Below are 21759 nucleotides of genomic sequence, written 5' to 3' on the forward strand. Positions count from 1 at the left end.
AAAGACCGCCAAGGCCATACAATCCGCCGCCGTACAGCCCGTAGAGTCCGCCCATGAGCCCGGAATAGCCGTAGAGACCGCCACCGTAAAGGCCATATAACCCGCCCATAAGTCCGCCATAGCCATACAGCCCGCCATAGAGTCCATACAATCCGCCGCCGTACAGCCCGTAGAGTCTGCCCATGAGCCCGGAATAGCCGTAGAGACCGCCACCGTAAAGGCCATATAACCCGCCCATAAGTCCGCCATAGCCATAGCTGTAATAAGCCCGGGCAGTGCCAGCGGGAATAACTGTGAAAGCAAACAGGAAAAGAAACCAAACAATCAAAGCCTTCGGTCGAATAAATAGATTCCTCATGATACTCTCCTCCATAACCATACGAAAAAAAACATCGGGAAATCGAACAATCGCTAATACAATATGCCTTCACCTGTTCCTTACCAAGGCCAGTGGCTGCTCTCCACCTCCTTTCCTAACCGTTCACTCCCCCTTGCTCCCTCTCCATACTTCTTTATTTTTGAGATATGGCAATATTGATACCAGCGGGGAGTGGGCCGGTTTTTTCCGCCGATGCTCAAGGCTGGCGAGCCGCAAAGCCCATAGTCTGCAAGCTGCAAGCCTTAAGCCGGACTCGAAGCTGTCAGCAAGGCAAACTTAAGGCGGGCAGTTGTCATAGAAGATATTAAGGTTAACTCATAAAAGTTGTGTATATTGTTGAAATATTCAAGCTCGGTAAGCAGGCGCTGTTCGGTCAAGGGAATCATGCCTGCTCAGGCGATCTGAAGGTGCATACGCATATAGCAGGAGGGAAGGCCCTTCTCAACCGATTCCCCCGCCACACCCCAGCGGCTGCCGCCGCTCAAGGCAGGCAAAAATCGAGGTTCCAGTCCAGCCAGGAAATCTCATTATCCTGGCAATAGGCATTGTTATTCCCCTTTTGGGTGCAGCCAATTTCATCACCGGCATGCAGCATCGGCACCCCTTGCGAGAAGAACAGGGTGGCCGGGAAATTCCGCTGCTGTCGCGCCCGCAGCTTCAGCATCTCCGGATCGTCGGTCGGCCCTTCGACCCCGAAGTTCCAGCTCAGGTTCTCGTTTGCGCCATCACGGTTTCCCTCGCCATTGGCTTCGTTATGCTTTCCGTTATAGCTCACCAGGTCATGGAGGGTGAATCCGTCATGAGAGGTGACAAAGAGGAATCCCCCTGGGCCGATGATGTTCTTATCGGTGAGATAGGTCTTAAACCCAACACGACCATGACGTATTTATATGATTTTGGTGATAACTGGCAATTCGAGGTGAAACTGGAGCGCATTGACCCGCCAGACCCTCAGATCGAGAAACCGGTTATCCTTGAAGCTCACGGCAAGGCTCCGGAACAATATCCAAGCTGGGATGAGGAGTAGAGAAATTTTTGCCTGCTTTTCCTTTTTGGGATCTTTTTATTTTCAGTCTGGAATAGCCGTAAACTCCTGGCCAGTCAAGCTCCTGCATTTATTAATTAAGTATAATATTGACAAAAATAACATGACATGTTAAATTATACAAAATTCCATAAAGGGGGACAGAGATGGATAATATTCTTATCATTGAAGATCATCAAAGTACTCGGCAGGGATTAACCTCTCTCCTGAAAAATTCAGGCTATCAGGTAGATGAGGCGTGCAATGGTTTTGAGGCTGAAGCCATGATTACCGGAATGCCCTATGACCTTATTTTGGTTGATTTGCTTTTACCCTACATCAATGGATTGGATCTGCTGAAAAAGGTAAAAGAGATATCTCCCAATACCGAAGTCATCGTCATTACCGGAAATGAATCCATCGACAGCGCCATTAATTCAATGAAGCTCGGGGCTTACGACTATTTACTGAAGCCGTTTGAACCCCGGCGGATTATCGAGACCGTCCATCATGCCATTGAGCGCAGGAATTTCATGAAGCGCTCGTGCGGTGAAAATTACACCGGAATACCTTCTCTGGTTGGAAGATCGCGGCAGATGGTTGATATCTTCAAACTCCTGGCCAGAATCTCAGATGTCGAGAGCCCGGCCTTGATTATCGGCGAGGATGGAACCGGCAAAAAGACTCTGGCTACCATGATCCATCAAAACAGCCCCCGGCGGACTTCTCCTTTCATCACCATCAACTGCACAACGATTCCGGATAACCTGTCCGAAGAACAAACCTTCCAGTACCTGAGAGACAGAATCCTCGAAGAAGCGGAAAAGGTCAATGGCGAGGAAGTGCATTGCACACTCCATCTGAATAACATCGACCGGGCTACGCCTTTCGTTCAGGCAAGTCTGCTTTTTCTCCTCGATGCCGCCTCCTGCTCATGGAACCAGAAAAACTTCATGAGCGGAAGTATCCGGCTGATCGCCTCAAGCAAGAGGAACATCAAAACCCTGGTTGAACAGGGATTATTCCGTCAGGATCTGTTTTTCAGGATAAACGGGCTTCCCATTTATCTTCCTCCCGTGAGGGAGAGAAAAGTCGATATTCCCCTTTTAGCTAACCATTTTCTCAGCAGATATGCCATCTCTCCGGCCAAGTCTCTCTCCCCGGAAGTATTGTCACGGTTCATGAGATATCAATGGCCGGGGAACGTTCAGGAAATCAAGAACGTCATCGAGTATGCGGTCCTTATGTCGAGCCAGGAGCAAATCACCCTGGAAGACCTCCCCAGCTATCTCAGAGAGTCAGATTTTCTCTTCCCTCAGGTTCTTCAGGAGCGGAACCTTACCCTGAAGGAACTGGAAAAGCTTTATATCTTAAAGCAATTGAAAGCTAACTGCTGGGACCAGAAAAAGACAGCCAAGAACCTGGGAATCGGACGGACAACTTTATGGAGAAGATTGAAAGAGTACGGGGCTGATATTATGCCCCTCAGAAAAGCTGAAAATTGAAGGTTTGCTAACTTTCAATATCCTGCAAAACAGCCCACCCTCCAAAGGAAGGGTGGGCTGTTTTGTTTTCCTCGGCCGCCTAATACTACATTTAAGCTGAATGACACTTAAAACATCTCAGCCCTTGATCAAATGTCAAGGGCTGACTCCCCCAACCTTATCCTCATTGACAGATATCCAGTCGACTGCTCAGTTCCTTGACCCGTTGCCGAAGATGTTTGATTCCACGGTGATGATGAGAGGAAACAGTCGATTCGGCCAGTCCCAGCAGTTCTCCTACCTCCCTCATGCTCATCTCCTTCCAGTAATACAGAGAAAGAACGGTTTTCTGTCTGGCTGGCAACTCATCAATCGCCTCGCTCAACACATCACGAATCTCCTTATAGTTAAGGTACTCCAGGACATGTTCATCATACGAATATCGGAGCATGCCGATAAGGTTGTCCTTCTCTTTTTTGGATAACCCCTTGTCAAGGTCCTCCAGATTGAGAACGGAAAACCCTTTTGTCTGCTGGCTCAATTGATTGAATTCCTCTACGGAGAGCCCCATTTCCTGGGCAATTTCCACTGGAGTTGCATCCTTTCCAACCTTTTTTTCCGCATCCTGATAGGCGCTTTCAAACAGCTTGGCTTTCTGATGAATAGACCTGGGAGTACAATCAAGGGATCGCAGCTCGTCCAGAATAGCTCCGCGAATCCTGAATTCCGCATAAGTTTTAAACTTAATATTCTTGGTGGGGTCGTATTTCTCGATGGCATCAATCAGTCCAATGATTCCTACTTCAATTAAATCTTCCAGATCAAGACATGCAGGCAGATGATTTGCCAATCTCTTGGCAATATATTTGACCAGCATGAGATGATCCAGGATCATTCTCTCACGGGTCTCCGAATCGAAACCCTTTTTCTCTTTCCCCCCGTCTCTTCTTCCTTCCTCTTCTCTCTGCTCTTCCAAAATATCATCCCCTTTTACCATAAATATTCTATTCCCCAAAAGCTTATTTACCTCCATTCCTGTTGCCATTCCAATTACCGTTACCGTTCTAAAAATGGTCTCCATCAGCCGGGAACCTGACTCCATCAGGTGTCATACCCAAGATATAACCTTGTATCCGAATGACCTCTTCCTTTTCGAATGCCTCTTGTGCCTTTGCCCCCTTTGTGCCTTTGTCTCTCTGTGCCTTTGTGTCTGAGTAGTTACGATTCAGATAGATACCGACATTGCTCTTCAATCACCAGTATCCCTCCCTCATCAGACCCATTCAGGGGAATCTGCCCGTTATTGCTTTCACATTTCTTCCGATACTGAAAATGAAAACAACATGAGCGCCTATGGCATCAATAGATTTTCCGATTGGAAGATCAGGAATCAATAAATACCTCTCTGCTCTATATGCTCAATCTGGTTCTGTTCGAGACTTTGCCGAGGTATTTCTCAACAACCGTGTATGCATCGGGCATTCTTGGAAAATGCATTTACCTGCTGGAACTTTCCCTCAACCTGGTCTGTAACAATCCGGCTGAGAGATAAACTCAGCCAGGGTCTCCATCAACAATCCGGTTCTGGAACCAAAAAGAGCGGTATTATCTCCATGCTCCTTGGTTTTTTTATTCAGAGAAAGGAAAATGCAGGCCGGGGGGAGAGAGGGAGAAGGTTACCCCATTTATTATTACAACCGGCCTGCATGTTAATTCATACCTCTTGCCATCTCGTGGGAAGAGACGGCGCTTTCTTCAATTTCCCAATCCTCTGCTCAACAACATTTCCTTCATTGATAATTAAAGAAGCAATATACATGCCTTTCTGGTAAATTTTTTATTTTTGTAAATAAATAATATCTTAATTTTTTATCGTTATCTTAAAAGATAAAATTTAGCGGCGGGAACGGAAAAAATGAGGGAATAAAATCCAGGTATTAGTAAAAAATTCTTTTTCCAAGGGAGACATAACCTGAAAGTATGGTCGTCACATCCATAAACCGGGGTAAGGAATAGCCCGGCTAAGGAGGATTTTCTCAATAATTACCGATAGAATGCTGATAAAAAATCATGGAATGGATAATCTATCAAATTCCAGGAAATAAATGATTTTTTTCTTTTCCTTTCTCCTGCTCCCCATATAGCCTGTGGTCCTGGGGTCGGACCAAACCATCATCATGATTGTCCCTGTTTAATCTGAAGATGTTACTACCTGAAGAAGTTATGGTCATATTGAAACTTCCGGGGCTGGGATGGGAAAAAAACCGGCATTTATCCGATAGAGAGATATCAAACCGTTAAGATATGTAACATTTAATCAAATGGTTAAGTAAAGTGTATTTTATCACCCATACTGGCCAGAAAGGGTGAATAATGGAACCAAAATTCAAAAAGGTTTCCTGGGAAATGAGAGGGCGAAGCTTTATGGAAAGCAAGGAGTCAGGAGTCAGAATTCAGGAGGTTTTATTCCGGCTGCTGAATTCCCTATCACTGGCCACTGACAACTGGTCACTGACCACTTTTCTTCCCCCCTGGCCACTGAATCTTTGAGGAGGAACAAAGCATGGCGAAAAACCGGACCGGAAATCGGCCTGATCAGGCTGTCGATATACTTGAGCGCGGTAATATCTATTTTTTTTACCGTCCGCAGGTGCAGGAGGAATCAGCGCAGGGGCTTTCGGATGTCCAGCGTTTTCAATTCGTACTCGGCCCGGAGGACAAAGAACGGTATCGGCTGATCACTGTGGGGAAGAAAAGGCTCCCTGAGCCGGAAGAGCATAATAAATACTGGGGTTTTGTGGATCGAGCAGGCTCGACCGGCGAGCAGATCAGGGATGCGCTGAGGGGAGAAAAATATCAGACCGCAACCCGCGGTGAGCGGGCTCTTCCGGCTGCCCGGCCTGCGGGTGAGGGTGTATATGCTCTTGCCCGGCATGGCAGTCATACTCATCTGGTGTATATGCTGGAGCTTCCCAAGGGCGTCGGGGAGGTGCAGCGTGCTCTGAACATCGAAGAGGAAGGAAGCTACATTATCAGTGTCAAAAATCCAGATGTTCCCTCTCAGGCCGGACTTGGTGGGGAGCGAAAACCCGGATTCCCGCCTCAGCTTCGGGACAGGTTCAAAGACCAGCGGTGGATCGCCGTTGATCCGCCCGATTTTCTGGATTACGAGGGGGCGGAGCTTTTAATCATCGGCGCTGCCGAGGATGTCGGCGGGGAGCTTGACATCCGGCTCAGTTCCGAGGATGAGTCCGAAAGTACGGCTGATGTGTTGAATGAATTCCGGCTGCGCAAGTCTGAGCATCCGGTTGAACCTCTGCTGAAAGGAAAGTGGGAGTAGGGCAGGGGAGGGGGAATGAAAGAAATGACCGACAACCCAAAAAATACAGGTTCCTCCCTTCTGGAGGCTGCCAGAAAACGGATCAGGCGGGAGGATATCTCCTTTGAGCATCTTTATCACCTTGATGACGGCCATGAACTGGCTGTTGTGGTCAGCCATGAGAAAGACCACAGCCACAGCCAAGAGAAAGGCTACTACCGGATCGTGCTGGCCACCGACATTCCGGGGCCGCTGCTCCTGCACTGGGGAGTGGCCAGGCGGTTTCGCTCCGAATGGGTCCTGCCGCCGGAAGAGATACGGCCTGACGGGACGGCTGTTTTCCAAAATGCCGCAGCCCGGACCCCGTTTGCCGACCTGGCAGGCTGCCGGCAACTGCACCTTCGGATGAGCGGGCAGGAGGCACCCCTTGGTATTTCCTTTGTGCTCTTTCAGCAGGTTGACCACGGGCAGTGGATCAAGGATCATGGCCGCAATTTCACCATTCCGGTCGTTATCCCGCAGGAATACCGGGTGGCTTTCGGCAGTCCTGAACTGGCCACCCTGGCTGAGACCATCATTGACCGGGAGGTCAACAGCGGTTCGTGGACCCTGATGCACCGCTTCAACCTCTGTCATGACCTTGTGGACCAGATCGGGAGGGACAACCTCGACGGCCTGGCACTGCTCTTTGTCTGGCTGCGGTTTTCAGCCATCAGGCAACTGGCCTGGCAGAGAAACTATAACACCAAGCCCAGCGAGCTGAGCCACGCCGAGGACCGCCTGACCCAGAAACTGGCTGAGCGGTTCACCAGCGCAGGCACCGGAGAGCGCGAACTTATCCGGCTGATGCTGACCACGGTGGGCCGGGGAGGCGAGGGACAGCGGGTCCGCGATGAGGTTTTAACCATCATGCACCGCCACGACATCAAGGAGACTTCCGGCCATTTTCTGGAGGAGTGGCATCAGAAGCTCCACAACAACACAACTCCCGACGATGTAGTCATCTGCGAGGCCTTTCTGGAGTTTTTGCAGAGCAATGGGAACCGTGACCGATTCTACCAGAGACTCAAAGGGGGCGGGATCACCAAAGAGCGGCTGGAAAGCTATGAGCGGCCGATCAGGTCTCACCCCGATTTCATGCCGCATCTGAAAGATGCCCTGATCCACGATTTCGAGTATTTTCTGGGGGTCCTCAAGTCGGTTCACTCCGGCACTGATCTTGGAATTGCCATCCAGGCCGCCCGCTACCTTTTCGATGGCGGGATGCACGGCCTCATGGATTTTATCTGGGCACACCAGGCTGACCCCTGGATGCCGGCAGGCGCCATGGTGGAGAAAATCACCGAAGCCCGAAAGAACCTGACCGGCCGCCTCCAGGGAGGGCCGCCGCCTCAGGTGCGGGATATGCTCTATCTTGATCTTGCCCTGGAGGATTTCCTGCGGGTCGTGGTGGAGCGGACCTCGTATTCCCGGCTGGAAGGGAATCAGATGGTGGACTTGACAGGCCTGATTCTTGAAAATCTCATCCTTTCCCGGCAGGATGACGAGCTTTCCGCCATTTTTCACCAATGGAGCCGCCTGCGGCAGATGCCGCGCTTTGACAGGGAGTGGTCGCTTCGGGCCGAGGCTGCCCTTGGCCGCCTGAGCCGCAACCTCAGCGGCTTTATCGACAGCCTGTATCGCCTCATTCAGCCCAAGGCCGAGTTTCTCGGACATGCCTTTGGGGCTGATACCTGGACCATCACCCTTTTCAGCGAAGAGGTTGTGCGGGGACGTCCGGCTTTTATCCTGGCTGTGCTCCTGCGCTCCCTCGATCCAATCCTGCGCCGGAGCGCCAATCTCGGCAACTGGCAGGTTATCAGCCTGAACCGGGTCATAGGCGAGGTGAAAGCGGTGAAAACCCTGAGATCCATTCAGGCTAAAACCTTTCGCCAGCCAACAATCATCGTGAGCGATCAGATTGACGGCGATGAGAATATTCCGGACGGAGCGACTGCGGTCATCACCCCGGATTCGACCGATATCGTCTCCCACGTGGCGATCCGGGCCCGAAATGCGCGGGTTTTGTTTGCCACCTGTTATGAACCTGAGATCGTCAAACGGCTGAAATCGCTCAAAGGGCAGGTGATTCAACTGAAGGTGGATACCTGCGGTGAGGTGATGATCGAAGAACATCCGAAAGAACGTATTGAAGCTCCTTCCCTGCGACTGCCAAAGGTCAGGGCACCGCGCTGCCAGCCCGGCTTTACTGCCTATGCGATTCCGATGAGCGATTTCAGCGGGCAGAACGTGGGGAGTAAATCCAACAACCTGAAACGCCTGCCGGGCAAGGTGCCTGACTGGATCAGCCTTCCCTCGTCAATAGCGCTGCCATACGGAGTGTTTGAAAAGGTCCTGGATGACGAGCGCAATATCGAGGTATCCGGCCATTACCGGCAATTGAGCAGCCGGATCGATGGGGAGGAAGAGAAAGCCGACCGCACCCTGCTCGATGAGCTTCAGCGGGCGATCCTGGCCCTCAACGCACCGGATGAACTCATTTCCTCCTTCCGGCGGACCATGGAAGAAGCAGGGCTCCCCTGGCCAGCCACCCCGCAGGGGGCTGCAAGTTGGGAGGATGCCTGGATGTGCATCAAGAAGGTGTGGGCCTCCAAATGGAACGAACGGGCATACCTGAGCCGCAGGGCACGGGGCTTTTCCCATAAGGACCTGCATATGGCCGTGCTTATTCAGCGGGTTGTCGAGGCTGAATACAGCTTCGTGATCCATACGGTCAATCCGCTGTCCGGCGACCGGGACAAGATGTATGCCGAAGCGGTCCTGGGACTTGGAGAGACCCTGGTCGGCGATTATCCCGGCCGTGCCCTCGGCTTTACGTGCGGTAAAGGAGAATGCTCGCCGCAACTGCTCTCCTTTCCGAGTAAAAGCACGGGCCTTTTTGGCGGCGGCCTGATCTTCCGCTCGGATTTCAGCGGGGAAGACCTTTCAACCTATGCAGGTGCAGGACTCTACAGCAGTATCATGCTCCCGCCGCCCCGCGAAGCTGTCCTTGACTACGCGGGTGAGAAACTGGTGTGGGATGATGCTTTCCGGAACGAATTCCTGGCTACTATTTCCCGAATCGGAACAACGATCGAACGGATCTTGGGAGCCCCGCAGGATATTGAAGGGGCCTATTCCAAAGGGCAATATTATGTTGTGCAGACCCGGCCACAGGTGGGAGTTGAAAAGGTAGTGGCCAGTGGCCAGTGATCACTGGTCACTTCTCTGCCCGTTTATCCTGTCATTCCCTGTCGATACGAAATAGTGACCTTTTGTTCAAAATCTATGCTACAATAAGACCTCTCTGGAGCCAAAACCACACGATGCAGGAACGGAACAATTTGCATAAAAGGAGCAATGTGGCATGAGTAGACCGGAAAAGATGATCATCTACAACCTGTTTCCCCTTCTGGCTGGAAAATTTTCTGACTGGGAAAAACATCTCGATCGAGCTTCCCAAATGGGTTTCAACTGGATTTTCGTCAATCCCATTCAACGCCCTGGAACGTCAGGCAGTATTTACGGTATAGCGGATTACGCCGATATTAATCCCCTGCTGATCGATCAGAAGAGCAGCTTAAGTCCTCAGGAGCAGGTCAAGGAAGTCACCAGGACGGCAGGCAGGCTTGGCCTTCGAATGATGGTGGATCTGGTTATCAATCATTGCAGCGTGGATTCCGACCTCTTGAAGCTGCACCCCGAATGGTTTCTCTGGGAGTCCAAGGGGCATGTTGCTCATCCTTTTGCTGACGAAAATGGGAAAAAGGTGGTCTGGATGGACCTGGCTCAGTTCGACCTCAAACATACCAGGGACAAGGAAGGTGTTTTTCACTATTTCTTCGGGGTGGTGAAGTCTCTGGTAGAGCTTGGCTTTACCGGATTTCGCTGCGATGCAGCCTACCAGGTTCCCCGGAATCTGTGGGAGCGGCTCATTCGTGAAACCAGGAAACTGTATCCGGATGTGCTCTTTTTTGCCGAAACCCTCGGATGTCCGCCGGATCTGACCAGAAACACCGCCAGTGCCGGTTTCGATTACATCTTCAACAGCTCCAAATGGTGGGATTTCAACAGCCAGTGGCTGATGCAGCAATATGATCTCACCCGGGATATTGCCCCCTCAATCGGCTTCCCTGAGAGTCACGATACAATAAGGCTCTGTGAGGAGCTCAAGGGCAATATCGACGGACTGAAGCAGCGGTATCTGTTTGCCGCGCTTTTTTCCGGCGGGGTCATGATGCCCATCGGCTTTGAATTCGGCTTTCGCAAAAAGCTCCATGTAGCCAAAACCAGGCCTGAAGACTGGGAGGAGACAGACATCGATCTGACTTCCTTCATCACCGCAGTCAACAGGATCAAGGCAGCACATGCAATCTTTCAGGAGGATGCTCCCACCGAGATACACCATCATGAAGACAATCATCATGTTTTACTCATGTGGAAAGCATCTACCAGTGACCGGGAAGAATCGCTGGTCATTCTCAATAAGGATATTCATAACAGGCAGCATTTTCGCACGGAAAGCCTGCAAAAATTCATTCAATCAGGGGCTCCGCTCAAGGATATCTCCCCGGAATTCACCCTGGATTACATTCCTGTGCCATTTGCCTATGACCTTCGGCCCGGCCAGGGTATTGTGCTGATCACCTCACGGGATGCTGTTGCGGGGTGAAAAGAAGTGGTCAGTGGAAGGTGTCCCTGCATTAGGGGCGAGGGAGAAAAGGTGCCCCTGGCCCCTGGCCACTGACCACTAAACTGAGACTGTCCTATGGAGCATGCCACAGCCGGAAATATTTTCCCCAGTCCGCCCATCAGGAGAATGTCCTGGGCAAGGGCTGAAACCGATTCAAGCCCGCTTCTCAACCGCGAATGGCTGGTAGCCAATGGCCTTGGCGGCTACGCATCGGCTACTGTTTCCGGGGTATGCACCCGGAAATATCACGGCCTCCTGATTGCGGCTCTGCCTGCTCGCCGGGGCCGACTGGTGATGCTTACCAATCTTTTGGAAGAGATAGCGTTTACTGACGGCAGGGTGGTCGAATTGGGAAATGAGGAGCGGGCCGAAGGAAATTTTTGGAAAGAGGGCTTGGAAGAGGACTCTTCGCGAGAGAAACCGCCGGGAGAAAACCCTCCGTCAGGGAATCATCCCGGAGGAAAGCTGCATCTGCCCGGAGCCGGGTTTCTTCGGGAATTCAGGCTTGAGAGCGGGCTTCCCGTGTGGCGCTTCGAAGTGGAGGGGCTGGTTGTTGAGAAAAGAGTTTTCCTTTCCTACCTGCACAATACCGTCTTTATCAATTACCGGCTGATTTCAGGCAGCAGGCCGTTCCGGCTTCGGCTTCGGCCCTTCATGCACTTTCGTCCGATCCATGACGAGGTGGATACAAGCCTTCAGACCCCTTATACTATGAAGGTCATGAGGAACTGGATCGAGATCAGGGCGGATGGAGATTTCCCCTCGCTCCGCCTCGTGCTGCATGGCCGGGAGAACTCACTGAATCTGATTGGCAGGGGATTCAGAGGTGTCTATTACCGGGTTGAGCACGAGCGGGGCTACCCCTGCCTGGGCACGCTCTGGGGTCCTGGCTCCCTGGAGGCAGCGATGGGAAATGACGGTGATAACAGTGGTGATGAAGTAGCGCTGATGGCCTCCACGGAAAGCTGGGAGGTTATGCTGGCCCAAAAGTCCCGGGAAGCCTTCAGGTCGGAGATCGAGCGGCGGCAGCGGCTTCTGGCCGCAGCCTGGCCGCAGGTGCGGTCAGGCCCGGCATCGGAGCTCGTCCTTGCGGCTGACCAGTTCATCGTCACTCCCGGCTTCCGGATAGCTGATAACGCCCCAGACCTTGCCACGACCGATGAGCGGGGGCGTACCATTATGGCGGGTTATCACTGGTTTACCGACTGGGGCCGCGACACCATGATCAGCCTTGAGGGGCTCACCCTGATCACCGGACGTCAGGCCGAGGCAGCATATATCCTGCAAAGCTTTGCCCGCCACATTCGCCACGGCCTCATTCCCAATGTTTTTCCCGAAGGCCGGTCACAGGGAGAGTATAACACGGCTGATGCCACCCTCTGGTTCTTCCAGGCCCTTTCGGACTATCTTCTGGTCAGCGGGGACCAGTCTATGCTGAGTAATCTCCTGCCCCTGCTTTTTGAAATCGTCAATCATCACCTGGCCGGAACCTGCTTTGGCATCGGCGTCGATCCGGGAGACGGGCTTCTGAGACAGGGCGAGGCCGGCTATCAGCTCACCTGGATGGATGCCAAGGTGGGCGACTGGGTAGTTACTCCGCGACGCGGCAAAGCGGTTGAGATCAATGCGCTCTGGTACAATGCCCTGTGCCTCCTGGGGCAGTGGGTGACAAGGGAGCGGGGGGCAAAGGAAGCCCAACCGATTGCCAGACTGGCCGAATGGGTCTATGATTCCTTTAACCGCCGTTTCTGGTATGAGGAAGGAAATTACCTGTATGATGTCGTTGATGGTGAAGCCGGTGATGACGCCTCACTTCGCCCCAATCAGATTCTGGCCATATCCCTGCCCAATCCGGTGCTCGATCCCGACCGGTGGGAATCTGTCCTCCAAACCGTCCGAAAGGAGCTTCTCACCCCCTTCGGGCTGAGGTCCCTGGCTCCCGGACATCCGGACTACCGGCAAAGATGCTGCGGAGACATCCGGCAACGCGATGCAGCCTATCATCAGGGAACTGTCTGGTCCTGGCTCATCGGCCCCTTCATCGACGCCTGGCTCAAGGTTTACCCTGATGACCGGTCAGGAGGCAGGCACTTTCTCGATGGATTGATCGCTCACCTCGATGATGCCTGCCTTGGATCGATCAGCGAGATTTTCGATGCAGAGCCGCCATTCAATTGCAGAGGATGCGTGTCGCAGGCCTGGAGCGTCGCTCAAATGCTTCACTGCTGGGTGAAAACCACCGCCAGTGGCCGAAACACCACATGAAAAAGGGGAAATGGGGAACCCGTTGAGTTATTCTCTCATGCTTTTCTCTGTGCCTTTGCTTTTCTGTGCCTCTGTGCCTGAGTAGTTTTCCATAACCAACTGATAAACATAGAGCTAATCCTGATAACTTCAGGTAATGCCTTAATCAGATAAGGAGATTAAACCATGCAAGCTGTTGTTTTTCATTCAATCGGTGATATTCGCCTTGAAGATGTGCCTGAGCCGATGATTCAGAAACCTACCGATGCCATCGTGAGACTCACGGCCACTTCGATCTGCGGGACGGACCTGCACATGATTCGCGGCACAATGGGTGTGATGGAGCCGGGCACGATCATGGGCCATGAGGGTGTCGGCATTGTCGAGGATATCGGCTCCGATGTCAGGAACCTGAGCATCGGCGACCGGGTCGTTATTCCATCCACGATTGCCTGTGGTTATTGTGCCTACTGCCGGGCCGGTTATTACGCCCAGTGCGACAATGCCAACCCGAACGGGAAGCGGGCCGGGACCGCCTTTTTCGGGGGGCCGAAGATGTCCGGACCCTTCCACGGTCTTCAGGCCGAACGGGCCCGTATTCCCTTTGCCAACGTCGGACTGCAGAAGATCCCCGAAGGGATGACGGACGAGGAAGCCATTCTGATTTCCGATGCCTTTCCTACGGGCTATTTTGGGGCAAAACTGGCTGAAATCAAAGCCGGTGATACCGTTGCCGTCTTCGGATGCGGGGTCGTTGGCCAAATGGCCATTGCCAGTGCCAAACTCCTGGGAGCCGGCCGTATTCTGGCTGTGGACCATATTCCTTCCCGGCTCCAGATGGCCAGGGATCAGGGGGCTGAGATCATTGACTTCAATGCCGAGGATCCGGTTGAAACAATCCTGAATCTCACCGGCGGCATCGGCGTTGACCGGATAATCGATGCAGTCGGGGTCGATGCCCAGCGTCCGCAGCGGGGCCCGGCAGCAGCGAAGGCCGACCAAAAGTCCGAGCAGTTCCGGTGGGAGATCCGGCAGGTCGCTCCCCATGCCAATCCGCGCGGCGAGCTCTGGAAGCCGGGAGATGCACCCTCGCAGGCACTTGAGTGGGAAGTGGAAGCCCTGGACAAGGCGGGAACACTCTCTGTTATCGGGGTTTATCCAGAGACGGTCTGCTTCTTCCCCTTCGGTGTCTCGATGAATAAAAACATCACCGTGAACATGGGAAACTGCAATCACCGCAAGTATATTCCGATGCTCATAGACATAGTCGAAAGCGGCATTATCGATCTGCCGGAGCTTCCCACTCAGGTTGAGCCTTTCAGCAAAATTATCGATGCCTACAGGGCCTTTGACCTGCGGGAGCCGGGCTGGATCAAAGTGGAGCTGGTGTTTGGCAGATGAATCAAGGGCTCATGATGGCGATTGACTGCCAATAGCATTGAGCTGAAGGGGGAGGACATCTTATCCTCCCCTTTTTCCCCTTACTGTTCCAGAAAAGCCCCCTTGCCGCCGATCGATGGTTCGACAGCGATAGGAGAAGGAAATGCCTCGCCCGGCTTTTGGTTGGATAACGGTCCTGGATTGAGAACGGGAGGGGGAGGAGTCAATATCTTAAAGTTATCCATCTCGCCTTCATACAGTTCCGGAACAGGCCCCATACATCCCCAGCAGGGAACATTTCCCTTTAAGCATCGTGCCCCGCAACCCTCGGCAGTTGTTTTTCCCCTGCACATTACCCCTTGCTCAAGAAAGCAGACTGCCGGATCGAGCTTATAATTTTGAATGGCCCTATGGAAGGAATCAAGATCAGGCGGAAGGTCATGGTTGAATAATACCGAACCTTTTTTTCTTTTGCATTCAGCACAGAGGCTGTGTTTTGCCTTTGATTTTGGTTTTTGACCTTTCAATAGACCCATGACGGTTTCTTTCAGGGTTTTCAGAAGGGGAGGGCATCCGGGAATAGCATGATCCACGGTGACAAACTGATGGAGCGGCCTGCCCTGTGGATGACTGCATTCTATCCGTTCAAGCCGCTCTTCCGGTTGATAATCGCTCCTGTCGGTAGTGCACTCTTCCTGAAACATACTCCGTATTCCCGGCAACGCACCGAAACAGGCGCAGGTTCCGACAGCCACCAGAATTTTGGATTTCTCCCGAAACCTCTTCAATATCTTCTCGTTTTCCTTATTGGCAACTGCTCCCTCAATGATTCCGATATCCACTTCTGAAATGCTTTTCTCATCAATGGCGGTAAAAAAATTAATTTTCAGATCCTCCCCACGGAGGTTGAGAAAATCCTCCCGCAGGTCAAACATTTTTACATGGCAGCCAGAACAGCTTCGGAGCCAGGTGGTGGCGACATTGACCGATGGTTCCGTCTGAGTCATCTGCATTCTTTCTCTCTCCTGTAAGTTACCCGATCCCTCTCCTGCCAGTTACCTGAATCGGAATTTCACGAATCGATACTCCATTAAGCCAGGAATTGCCGGGCCTTCCCCCCCAAAAAGACATTCCAAGGCCCGGCATGTTCTCTGCCTGATTTCACGGTATTTTTCATCGAGGTCTGATCATGAGATGGCTGTTGGAATCTGCAAACAGCGGATTGGAAAATCAGCCAGCACTCGAACCTTACTCATCAGAACTTTTTTCATTTTCGGTTTAACTATTAATGATATATAACCTTTATGTCTTTTTTATTAATTTCTTGTGTTAATTTCCTCCCCGCCCAGAAATCCTGGTTCGATATATCAAACCCTGGCTCGCATCCCTCCCGCTGAAAGATATCCTGCAGCATGTATTTTACCCAAAGGTTTTTTTCGTCTTCAGGGATAAAGGGATTTTCGAGCTCCAGCTCTTCTTCCAGGGCATCGATCAATTCGGCAACCAGAATTTCCCGTGCCTTCGGTCCCACCGCCTTCGAGTTATCGGAATCATGCATAGTCTTGTTTCCTCCTTCGAATAATCTCCAAATCCCATAGCATATTGCATGCCAAGATGTGGGGTTCTATTTTTTCGGTTCAAATGGTCAAAATTATCTACAGGTTAGAAGATTTTCTGAAAATTCCGGCCGTGAGGTGATACGGAAAGGTTTGATGAAAAATCACTATTTTGGTTCTTTATGGTTCCAGCAGGGAAACAGGGAAAATATAGCTTCAAACCCTGCTTCTGCGGCCTATAACCCCTGGTATAACCTTGTTTTCTCCGGGCTCCTGGCTTTCAGGATATAAGATAGCGAACAACGGAGGGCGGTGGGATTGGGAAAAATGCACTGAATTAAAATAGTGCAATATCATCGGCTGGGCAGCTTATTCAACAACACCCAGTACATTCCCAGTTCCGACACGACCTGGGAAAATTCTTCAAATTTGACCGGCTTGGTCACATAGCTATTGACACCCAGATCCTAAGCGTTTTTCAGGTCTTTGTCCTCTTTGGATGCGGTCAGCATGACCACCGGGATTTTTTTCGTATGCTCATCCGTCTTTAACCGGCTATGTCTGTTACTTGCTCCCCAAAATGGGGGGTTAAGCTACCAGAAAGCCAAGTTTGTTTCAGATAAACTGGATGATGAAGAGCAGCAGAAGAAAAGCCTTTCTCCCTGATTGTTATCAAAAGGTACACGAAAGTCATCCATAAAGGTCAGCACCTGCTGTTTGTGCTCCTTTAATCGGTCAAGGAGGTTTTCAGGGGGAGATTGCTTGACCTTGCCTCTTTTCTTTTTTGACACCTGCACCCTGCGTCCGAGATAGTTCCGCCAAATGGCGAAGGCTTACGCCCGGCTCCGTAAGAATTGAAATTTTACCGGTAATGCAGATTATTACCAATTTAATTTAGATTCCATGACGATAAATAAGATAGTGACGGGCCCCTTTTCCGCTGTCCTTGATATTGCTGGGAGTGCATTCGGCTATAAAAGCTATCCGGGATCCGGGTTCAGCAGCAGAGCTTAAAAGTGGGCAGCACTTTCCGGTTAAGACTTTCCTCTAAAAGTGTCTGGCAGAGAAATTAGGATACATTATGGCTGAGAACCTGACAAATGAAAGAGGATTCACCCTTGTAGAGTTATTAATCACTATAGCTATCATCAGCATACTGGCATCCTACGCCATTCCCCTGTATTCTACTTTTAAATTAAAAGCAAAAACATCGGAAGCTAAAATTAACATCGGATCAATTCGAACCTGTGAGGAATCCTACAAAGCGGAGAATATGGAATATAGGGTCTGTAATGCCAGTCCAAGGGCTCTCTCCCAGGTAAATACTACTAAGGTAGACTGGCAGAATAATGGTGGTTTTAATTCCATAGGCTTTAAACCAACTGGCAAGGTCTACTATAGCTATCAAGTTTTGGTGAATGATTTCAATACTAACGTTTACACAATTTATGCAGTAGGAGACCTGGATGGAGACAAACAGTTTGGAATATTTCAGTATACGAATACCGGCTCAGGAATAGTGAATTTAGCAGGAGGTAAGTATTAGTGAGTGTCTGGATATGGAAATTCCACCTTCTCACTGGAAAAGCTTTTTCCTTGTAATCACCAGACTTGCCAGCCCCAATCCAAGTAAAGAAATCGTTGACGTCTCAGGAACAGGCCCGGGAGTTGGTGGTGGGGTCGAGGTAGTATAATTGTCTATTTCATAGCCACCTAATTCAAGAAGACAGCATTCATTTGGATTATAAGTATCACTTCCTGAAGTTGAAGCGGTTGCCCAAAAGTGGCCAAAAGCGCCAAATCCCATCCCTTCGACATTACTATCATCTGATCCAACATACCCAAAGCGCCTCCATTCAGTCCATTGTTCTGGTCCTTCAGTGGTGATGGTTTCTGGATTATCACCTTGTGCCCATTGGCTGATATAGTCTGAAGCTGAATCATGTACATAGAGAAAACCGGTTCCATCATCAGGATCCCTGACAAACTCCATTCCATCCCCTTGAGCACCAGCACCTATTATGCTCCATTCAAATTCCAGGTTCCATCCTGTTCCCGTGGACGAATACGAATACACCCGTCTTTGTTTATCTGCGCCATACCAGATGTCGTTTTGAGGATCATAGGTTAACAGCGCAATAAGGCCGATCGTAGGGTCACTATTGTTGACTGCATTATCGATGTATATGCCTTGAGAGTTAAAGTGTAAAACATCACCTCCGAACTCTAAGCCCGTCCCTATGAACGCTGGATCCCCCCCTCCTGTAATGAATATGCCTCGTGCATCCACATAAATCTCAGCATCGCCGATAGGGTTGACTGCTTCATTATTACCACTCAGGGTAATGGTACGTTGATGAGTCAGTGTTCTGGAAGAGGGATCATCGGTATTCACGGAAATCTTATACTCATCGATCTTATCGATGGCATGACGAACATAGATAAGATCGCCATAGCTGGCGCAGTCCAATCCACCACGAAATACCGGGTTTGGGTTGTTTGGGCTGACTCTTGAGCTGAAAACAGCCAATTGGCCATATCCAGATCCGTAATATTCAGTAGCAGATGCTTTCAGGGAAAACCCGGTTACTAACAATCCTCCGATAAGTAACCCAACGAACATCCTGGAGCCTGAAAAAAACCACAGCCCTTTGTTAACTATAATTCCAGAAAGTTGCCGCCATTGCCTTTGACCTTTGAATATCCTTTTCATTACTGCCCCCTTATCTTAATACATATTGTTTTCATTAACTTATTTAATAGAATCCACTAGTTTTAAATAGAAATCAATTTGTTTGACAAATTAAAACAATATGATTAAAATTATATAGCTCTTTGAAATCAAAAGTATGAGGTTTCGGTAAATAGGTTACTGAGTAAAACTTTTGCCGATAAAGAATATATTTTCCAAGTAAAATATACCGTGTACATAATTGGAAAATGAATCACAGATTCAATCAAAATAGGATATTTAAGTACAAAATTGTGATTGTATCAAGGAGTAAGATCTTTATTTATCCTGAATTGATTGATCATAGGAGCATATGGTCCCTATCGACTAACAGCCTTCAGCCTGGTCTCACCAATCTCTGAGTAGATGCGCTTATGGATTGAATTTACAGCGAATGTGGCTCTTTTTAGAGCAAACCTGCGATGGAGGCTACTTTGATCTTTACTGCATGAGGATGGATAACCGCTTGAAACCTTAATATCATGATCAATAACATCAATAGGCAAAAATTAGATCAAATTAGCAAAAATTTCATGCTGAGATCTAATATGAGCGCTTACTAATACCGAAATATTATATAATATAATACAACAAATTTCAACATCTATTTTCATAAATATTATAAAAATCCATATGAGCGGCAAACATAAAAGATTTATCATTTTTCAGCGGGCGCGGCTTTTTGCGCTCCTTGAAGGGCAGGGATTCTTCAGCATACAGTCATCCTTTATCAACTGCGGCGGCAGGCCATTTGGGATTGGGATGGCACGATACTGCTTTGCCGGGCGTTATACTATGCAAGGTTTGTGCACTATGCCAGCAAAGCGGTCTTGTGCGCTGAGCACTCCAAAGTAGCTGCCTCTACCCTCCATCTGAAGCACGCATTAAAACTGAAGCACGCATTAAAAAGACAAGATATTGTATTTATTTGCGTAGGATAAGTATTTTCGCTCATATTTGGTAAGACAACATATGAGCGAGTATTTTTATGGTGGATTTTCAAGGAGATAGTTGGCAGCGCTACGGGGAGTCGAACCCCGGTTTGATGACTGAGAATCACCCGTCCTAACCACTAGACGATAGCGCCGCATGGCTTTCAATTTCTGATCAAGGTCTGACTTTTCTATTCTATAAGAATTGGCTGCAGGACCAGGATTCGAACCTGGACTGGATGATCCAGAGTCATCTGGCCTACCATTAGCCGATCCTGCAGCATGTATATAAAATAGCATACTTTTTGTTATCTGTAAAGACCTTTGTCAACACGCCAGATGTTCCCCATCTGATATGGAAGCTTTCACTCCTGCAAGCTGGCGCACGGCATCGGCCAGGCGCTTCAATACCCGCTCTTTTCCCAGCAGCGACATGGTCAGGAAAAGTCCTGGGCTGGCGGTTTTCCCGGTAATGGCAGCCCGGACAGGCTGGGCAAGATCGGCAAGTTTCATTCCCTTCTCCCTGATAATATCCTGGAAAAGGCTTTCTATTGCGGCCTCGTCGAACACCCCGATACCCGGCAGCCGCCCGGAAATCTCCTGAAGCAGGGAAAGATTATCCTCTCTGGCCAGAATCTGGCTTCGGGCACCTTCGGTCAGGGTGATTGGATCGACGAAGAAAAAATCGACCAGGTCAGGGAGCTCGGAGAACTTTTTGAACTTGTCCCTGACACTTCCGAGAATTCGGACAACCTCAGCAGACGGCTTCCGCGTAGCCGCCTCATCCACCAGGCCGGCCTTGTGCAGATATGCCAGCGAGAGAGAAATATACCGGGGCTCATCGAGTTGCCGGATGTATTTTCCATTCATCCAGTCCAGCTTGATGGGGTCGAAGATGGCGGCTTTTTTGCTGACTTTTTTCAAGTCGAACTTCTCTATCAGCTCCGGGATTGAAAACAGCGTCTGCTGGCTGTCGTAGGACCATCCGAGCAAAGCCAGATAATTCACCAGGGCTTCGGGCAGATAGCCTGCCTCCCGGTACTGACCGACGGCCACAGCCCCATGCCGCTTGCTCAGCCGGGTATTATCCGGCCCCATGATCATGGGGATATGTGCAAACTGCGGGCAGGGGATACCCAGTGCCTGGTAGAGCAGGATCTGCTTTGGAGTGTTGGAAATATGGTCGTCTCCCCGGATGACGTGGGTGATTTTCATCAGTGCATCATCGACCACTACGGCCAGGTTGTAGGTTGGCTCTCCATTGGATCGAAGGATGATGAAATCATCGAGCTCCCGGTTATCGAAGGAAACTTTCCTGCGGATCAGGTCATGGAATTCGGTTCTTCCGCCTTCCGGCACCCGGAAGCGGATGGCTGCCGGATTGCCCGCGCTGATTCGCTCAAGGGCTTCCGGGGCCGGAATCTTCAGACACCGGCCATTATAGCGAAAGGGAATATTGTTCCGGCTGGCTTCCTCCCGCTGCCGTTCCAGTTCCTGGGGTGAGCAGAAGCAATAGTATGCCTTCTGGTTTTGGACCAGATCTTTCGCGGAGCGGGCATAAATATCCTTTCTGCCGTGCTGAAAAAAAGGCCCCTGGTCCCAGTCCAGTCCTAGCCATTGCATGTCTTCGAGTATCTGCTTCCAGAATCGTTCCTCGCTTCTTTCAACATCCGTATCTTCAATCCGCAGGAGGAAAATACCCTGGTTCCGTCTGGCAAAGAGCCAGTTGTACAGAGCTGTTCTGGCCCCTCCTACGTGCAGAAATCCCGTAGGGCTGGGTGCGAAGCGGACACAGATTTTATCTGGCCTCGACGATACATCGGGCGGATGAGTGTGCTGATTCATGGCTTTATTATAGGACTGCTCTTTCCGGTCAGTCAAGCATAATTTTTCATGATATTCAGGATAATCTGTTGACCGATCTTCACTTTTGTATTATCCTATTGATGTGGCTGCCAAGAATTAGCTTGACAAAGAG

17 protein-coding genes, 2 tRNA genes and 2 pseudogenes are annotated in these 21759 nt (G+C 50.3%); 11 read left to right on the forward strand and 10 right to left on the reverse strand.

The window, feature by feature from the left end:
* Both AB1611_21680 and AB1611_21685 read right to left on the reverse strand, forming a co-directional pair.
* A partial coding sequence (locus AB1611_21680; protein ID MEW6382186.1) for a hypothetical protein occupies nucleotides 1-358 on the reverse strand: 358 nt, incomplete at its 3' end.
* Nucleotides 359-878: 520 nt separating this feature from the next.
* Nucleotides 879-1193 (reverse strand): annotated as a pseudogene (locus tag AB1611_21685) (glycogen debranching enzyme GlgX).
* Here AB1611_21685 and AB1611_21690 point away from each other — a divergent pair.
* Nucleotides 1179-1406 carry a hypothetical protein gene (locus AB1611_21690; GenBank protein ID MEW6382187.1) on the forward strand — a complete coding sequence of 76 codons (228 nt, stop codon included), beginning with the start codon at nucleotides 1179-1181 and terminating at the stop codon, nucleotides 1404-1406. The pseudogene AB1611_21685 and the gene AB1611_21690 overlap by 15 nt on opposite strands.
* A gap of 164 nt (nucleotides 1407-1570) precedes the next feature.
* Nucleotides 1571-2908, forward strand: a complete 1338-nt coding sequence (locus AB1611_21695) for a sigma-54 dependent transcriptional regulator (protein MEW6382188.1) — start codon at nucleotides 1571-1573, stop codon at nucleotides 2906-2908.
* 163 nt (nucleotides 2909-3071) lie between these two features.
* Here the strand turns inward: AB1611_21695 and AB1611_21700 are convergent, their stop codons facing one another.
* Nucleotides 3072-3863, reverse strand: a complete 792-nt coding sequence (locus AB1611_21700; protein ID MEW6382189.1) for a FliA/WhiG family RNA polymerase sigma factor — start codon at nucleotides 3861-3863, stop codon at nucleotides 3072-3074.
* 1397 nt (nucleotides 3864-5260) lie between these two features.
* Here AB1611_21700 and AB1611_21705 point away from each other — a divergent pair.
* The 6 genes from AB1611_21705 to AB1611_21730 all read left to right on the forward strand — a co-directional run bounded on the left by AB1611_21705 (nucleotide 5261) and on the right by AB1611_21730 (nucleotide 14583).
* Nucleotides 5261-5437, forward strand: a complete 177-nt coding sequence (locus AB1611_21705) for a hypothetical protein (protein MEW6382190.1) — start codon at nucleotides 5261-5263, stop codon at nucleotides 5435-5437.
* 13 nt (nucleotides 5438-5450) lie between these two features.
* Nucleotides 5451-6227: a hypothetical protein gene (locus AB1611_21710; protein ID MEW6382191.1), complete on the forward strand. Its 777-nt coding sequence runs from the start codon at nucleotides 5451-5453 to the stop codon at nucleotides 6225-6227.
* A gap of 15 nt (nucleotides 6228-6242) precedes the next feature.
* The gene (locus AB1611_21715; GenBank protein ID MEW6382192.1) at nucleotides 6243-9458 is read left to right on the forward strand and encodes a PEP/pyruvate-binding domain-containing protein; all 3216 of its coding nucleotides are present in this window, start codon (nucleotides 6243-6245) and stop codon (nucleotides 9456-9458) included.
* A 154-nt stretch (nucleotides 9459-9612) separates the two neighbouring features.
* Nucleotides 9613-10917, forward strand: a complete 1305-nt coding sequence (locus tag AB1611_21720; GenBank protein MEW6382193.1) for an alpha-amylase family glycosyl hydrolase — start codon at nucleotides 9613-9615, stop codon at nucleotides 10915-10917.
* A gap of 147 nt (nucleotides 10918-11064) precedes the next feature.
* Nucleotides 11065-13203 (forward strand): amylo-alpha-1,6-glucosidase, encoded by a 2139-nt coding sequence (locus AB1611_21725; GenBank protein MEW6382194.1) that lies wholly within the window; start codon nucleotides 11065-11067, stop codon nucleotides 13201-13203.
* 165 nt (nucleotides 13204-13368) lie between these two features.
* Complete coding sequence (locus tag AB1611_21730) at nucleotides 13369-14583, forward strand: zinc-dependent alcohol dehydrogenase (protein ID MEW6382195.1); 1215 nt, start codon at nucleotides 13369-13371, stop codon at nucleotides 14581-14583.
* Nucleotides 14584-14663: 80 nt separating this feature from the next.
* Here the strand turns inward: AB1611_21730 and AB1611_21735 are convergent, their stop codons facing one another.
* Both AB1611_21735 and AB1611_21740 read right to left on the reverse strand, forming a co-directional pair.
* A complete protein-coding gene (locus AB1611_21735; protein ID MEW6382196.1) occupies nucleotides 14664-15575 on the reverse strand; it encodes a hypothetical protein in 912 nt (303 codons plus the stop codon).
* A gap of 272 nt (nucleotides 15576-15847) precedes the next feature.
* On the reverse strand, nucleotides 15848-16120 hold the full coding sequence (locus tag AB1611_21740) for a hypothetical protein (protein ID MEW6382197.1): 273 nt from the start codon (nucleotides 16118-16120) through the stop codon (nucleotides 15848-15850).
* A gap of 154 nt (nucleotides 16121-16274) precedes the next feature.
* Here AB1611_21740 and AB1611_21745 point away from each other — a divergent pair, with 154 nt between their 5' ends.
* A complete protein-coding gene (locus tag AB1611_21745) occupies nucleotides 16275-16409 on the forward strand; it encodes a hypothetical protein (GenBank protein ID MEW6382198.1) in 135 nt (44 codons plus the stop codon).
* Nucleotides 16410-16628: 219 nt separating this feature from the next.
* Nucleotides 16629-16784, forward strand: a complete 156-nt coding sequence (locus tag AB1611_21750; GenBank protein MEW6382199.1) for a hypothetical protein — start codon at nucleotides 16629-16631, stop codon at nucleotides 16782-16784.
* Here AB1611_21750 and AB1611_21755 read toward each other — a convergent pair.
* Nucleotides 16772-16897: pseudogene (locus AB1611_21755) on the reverse strand (transposase). The gene AB1611_21750 and the pseudogene AB1611_21755 overlap by 13 nt on opposite strands.
* Nucleotides 16898-17199: 302 nt before the next feature.
* Between AB1611_21755 and AB1611_21760 the strand changes: the two are divergent.
* The gene (locus AB1611_21760) at nucleotides 17200-17664 is read left to right on the forward strand and encodes a type II secretion system protein (protein MEW6382200.1); all 465 of its coding nucleotides are present in this window, start codon (nucleotides 17200-17202) and stop codon (nucleotides 17662-17664) included.
* A 30-nt stretch (nucleotides 17665-17694) separates the two neighbouring features.
* Here AB1611_21760 and AB1611_21765 read toward each other — a convergent pair whose 3' ends face one another.
* The 4 genes from AB1611_21765 to gltX form a co-directional block, all read right to left on the reverse strand.
* Entirely contained in the window at nucleotides 17695-18831 is a 1137-nt protein-coding gene (locus AB1611_21765) for a hypothetical protein (GenBank protein ID MEW6382201.1), read from the reverse strand.
* A 1030-nt stretch (nucleotides 18832-19861) separates the two neighbouring features.
* A tRNA-Glu gene (locus AB1611_21770) sits at nucleotides 19862-19936 on the reverse strand.
* Nucleotides 19937-19987: 51 nt separating this feature from the next.
* A tRNA-Gln gene (locus AB1611_21775) sits at nucleotides 19988-20061 on the reverse strand.
* Between the two features lie 47 nt (nucleotides 20062-20108).
* A complete protein-coding gene (gene gltX / locus AB1611_21780) occupies nucleotides 20109-21662 on the reverse strand; it encodes a glutamate--tRNA ligase (protein ID MEW6382202.1) in 1554 nt (517 codons plus the stop codon).
* Between the last annotated feature and the right edge of the window lie 97 nt (nucleotides 21663-21759).

Source organism: bacterium (assembly GCA_040755755.1).
Lineage (GTDB): Bacteria > SZUA-182 > SZUA-182 > DTGQ01 > DTGQ01 > DTGQ01.

Excerpts from the sequence above, each read along its gene's own strand:
- AB1611_21710 (MEW6382191.1), top strand. The coding sequence starts at position 5,451 with ATGGCGAAAAACCGGACCGGAAATCGGCCTGATCAGGCTGTCGATATA.
- AB1611_21765 (MEW6382201.1), bottom strand. The coding sequence starts at position 18,831 with ATGAAAAGGATATTCAAAGGTCAAAGGCAATGGCGGCAACTTTCTGGA.
- AB1611_21750 (MEW6382199.1), top strand. The coding sequence starts at position 16,629 with ATGACCACCGGGATTTTTTTCGTATGCTCATCCGTCTTTAACCGGCTA.
- AB1611_21705 (MEW6382190.1), top strand. The coding sequence starts at position 5,261 with ATGGAACCAAAATTCAAAAAGGTTTCCTGGGAAATGAGAGGGCGAAGC.
- AB1611_21740 (MEW6382197.1), bottom strand. The coding sequence starts at position 16,120 with ATGCATGATTCCGATAACTCGAAGGCGGTGGGACCGAAGGCACGGGAA.
- AB1611_21690 (MEW6382187.1), top strand. The coding sequence starts at position 1,179 with ATGAGAGGTGACAAAGAGGAATCCCCCTGGGCCGATGATGTTCTTATC.
- AB1611_21695 (MEW6382188.1), top strand. The coding sequence starts at position 1,571 with ATGGATAATATTCTTATCATTGAAGATCATCAAAGTACTCGGCAGGGA.
- AB1611_21745 (MEW6382198.1), top strand. The coding sequence starts at position 16,275 with ATGAAAAATCACTATTTTGGTTCTTTATGGTTCCAGCAGGGAAACAGG.
- AB1611_21730 (MEW6382195.1), top strand. The coding sequence starts at position 13,369 with ATGCAAGCTGTTGTTTTTCATTCAATCGGTGATATTCGCCTTGAAGAT.
- AB1611_21760 (MEW6382200.1), top strand. The coding sequence starts at position 17,200 with ATGGCTGAGAACCTGACAAATGAAAGAGGATTCACCCTTGTAGAGTTA.
- AB1611_21720 (MEW6382193.1), top strand. The coding sequence starts at position 9,613 with ATGAGTAGACCGGAAAAGATGATCATCTACAACCTGTTTCCCCTTCTG.
- AB1611_21715 (MEW6382192.1), top strand. The coding sequence starts at position 6,243 with ATGAAAGAAATGACCGACAACCCAAAAAATACAGGTTCCTCCCTTCTG.
- AB1611_21725 (MEW6382194.1), top strand. The coding sequence starts at position 11,065 with ATGTCCTGGGCAAGGGCTGAAACCGATTCAAGCCCGCTTCTCAACCGC.
- AB1611_21735 (MEW6382196.1), bottom strand. The coding sequence starts at position 15,575 with ATGCAGATGACTCAGACGGAACCATCGGTCAATGTCGCCACCACCTGG.